Genomic DNA, 2,175 nt, shown 5'->3' on the forward strand with positions numbered 1-2,175 from the left:
CTGGATCGTAGAAGGAGATATTTCCAAATTCTTCGATTGCGTCAACCACACCAAATTGTGTAAACAATTATACGGCATGGGAATACGCGATCAACGAGTGCTTATGATCATCAAAGCGATGCTTAAAGCGGGAATCATGGATGAAATTCAAATCAATCCGCTGGGAACGGTGCAGGGTGGCATCATCTCACCACTACTTGCCAACGTGTATCTTCACTCGTTCGATCAGTGGGTGACCCGAGAGTGGGAAAACAAGAAAACCAAACAGACGTATGCGACGCCAAGTATTCAACAAGAGGCTCTCAAGAAGAGGAGCCACCTTAAGCCTGCTTATCTCGTTCGCTATGCCGATGACTGGATACTCGCGGCCGACACCAAACGGAATGCGGAGAAATGGAAACAACGAATCAGCAATTACTTACGATCGAATCTCAAACTGACCTTATCGGCAGAGAAGACAGTCATCACCAACGTCCGAGAGAAGCCTATCCATTTCCTCGGCTGTGAATGCAAGATGGTCAAAGGGAAATCACGAGCCGGCTATGTGACGCGAACCATGCCCGACCGAACTCGGCTGAAAAGCAAAGTGAAGGAACTCCACCAGAAATTGAGTACCCTGAAACGCTGCAAGAACAAAGAAGCCCTCATCCATGAAATCAATGTCGTCAACGCAACGATCAGGGGAATCATCCAATACTATCAATGCACCACGTGGGTCAACATCATCCTGAGCAAATATGCATACAACCTGAAATGGAAAGCAAAGAGGGTATTGGACAAATACGGCGGTATTTGGCTTCCCGCCAACGAAGTGAACAATCTCACAAGTGTCCACGCGGATTATACAATGGGCATTCCAGCCGTAACGTACAAATATGCGAAAATCGGCATCACATCGTTGGCATTTTGCAAGTGGAAGAAAACGCAACTCAAGAATCCGGAGGAATCCCCCTTCACGATAGAAGGTCGAAAGCTATATCAGGAACGAACAGGAAAGACACCCTTGCGGGCACGAGCAGATGAGCTGTTATCCCTGCACCTTTCCAAAATCATCAGCAAAGGCGCGACCGACAAGAAATACAATTTCGAATATTTCTTGAATCGAGCTTACGCTTTTAACCCGGACAAAGGGAAATGCAGGGTCTGTGACGAAGAACTAAAACCGTTCAATCTTCACATCCATCATATTGACCCTCACCTACCACAGGCATCCGTCAATCGAGTCAACAATTTAGCCGCGGTACATGAACATTGCCACAGACAGATTCACAGCCGAGAGGATTATGCTTCGTTAGGGAAGAAGATCTGGAAAAAGATTATAGCGTTCAGAGAAAAGTTGAATCGTCTCATGTAGAAGGTCATGATGGAGCGCCGTATGATTCGAAAGAATCACGTACGGTGCGAAGGAGAGCGAAAAGGAGAGCTGACCAAGTCGTGTTGAAGCCTCTCCTTAGCTATTCCTATATGAGAACTTTCCACTGTCCAGATATATTTCAATTGTTATTTTTCCAGTTGATAATCTTTAACATGCATGCATTCTTTGATTTTAAGCATCAATATCAATGCCATTCACTTCATTACTCCTGAAATCAACGAATGATAACTTTTTTATCCAGTCTAGTTGTTTGAGTTTGGCTTGCACACTGCAATAAAATGGACAATTTCCATCAAAGTAAACTTCAACTTTATGTTGCATCACATATCTCCCACTTTTATTGTCCAAAGAAAATAAAGTGTTGGACTGAAAAATAAAGTACTATATAAGTTGAACTAATGAATTGGCTATAACCTGATACAAAGACGATCTATGATCGACAATGGAGATTTCATGATCTCGTCCATGAACTGCTGAACATTATTACGAATTTCTACCACTGTATGATAGAACACATTGTTAATCACATCAGACTTCAGCCATTTCCACAAACCTTCAACAAGATTCAGTTTCGGACTGTAAGGCGGCAGGAAAACCAGTACGAGTCGACCTTTCATCTCTTCCAAAAACGGCTGAAGCAACTGGGCATGGTGAATACGGGCATTGTCCAACACGATGACGATTTTACCCTTTGGATAATGAGCGACCACCTTTTGAAGAAAGCTTAAGAAGGTCTCTGCTGTGTACTGCACGTCTTCCTGCCAAACAATTTCGCCAGTAGCATAGTCAACTGTTGCCAG

The 2,175-nt window shown here is 43.8% G+C and carries 3 protein-coding genes; 1 reads left to right on the forward strand and 2 read right to left on the reverse strand.

What is annotated here, in order from left to right; all coding sequences use genetic code 11:
* A partial coding sequence (locus BLO51_RS17955) for a reverse transcriptase domain-containing protein (RefSeq protein ID WP_090674085.1) occupies positions 1-1,354 on the forward strand: 1,354 nt, incomplete at its 5' end.
* Positions 1,355-1,546: 192 nt separating this feature from the next.
* On the opposite strand, the gene BLO51_RS29310 is transcribed toward BLO51_RS17955, so the two are convergent.
* Both BLO51_RS29310 and BLO51_RS29315 read right to left on the reverse strand, forming a co-directional pair.
* On the reverse strand, positions 1,547-1,696 hold the full coding sequence (locus BLO51_RS29310; RefSeq protein ID WP_167670252.1) for a thiol-disulfide oxidoreductase DCC family protein: 150 nt from the start codon (positions 1,694-1,696) through the stop codon (positions 1,547-1,549).
* An 86-nt stretch (positions 1,697-1,782) separates the two neighbouring features.
* A partial coding sequence (locus BLO51_RS29315; RefSeq protein WP_167670253.1) for an IS630 family transposase occupies positions 1,783-2,175 on the reverse strand: 393 nt, incomplete at its 5' end.

The sequence above is a fragment of the Paenibacillus tianmuensis genome (assembly GCF_900100345.1).
In the GTDB taxonomy this organism is placed as follows: Bacteria; Bacillota; Bacilli; order Paenibacillales; family NBRC-103111; genus Paenibacillus_G; species Paenibacillus_G tianmuensis.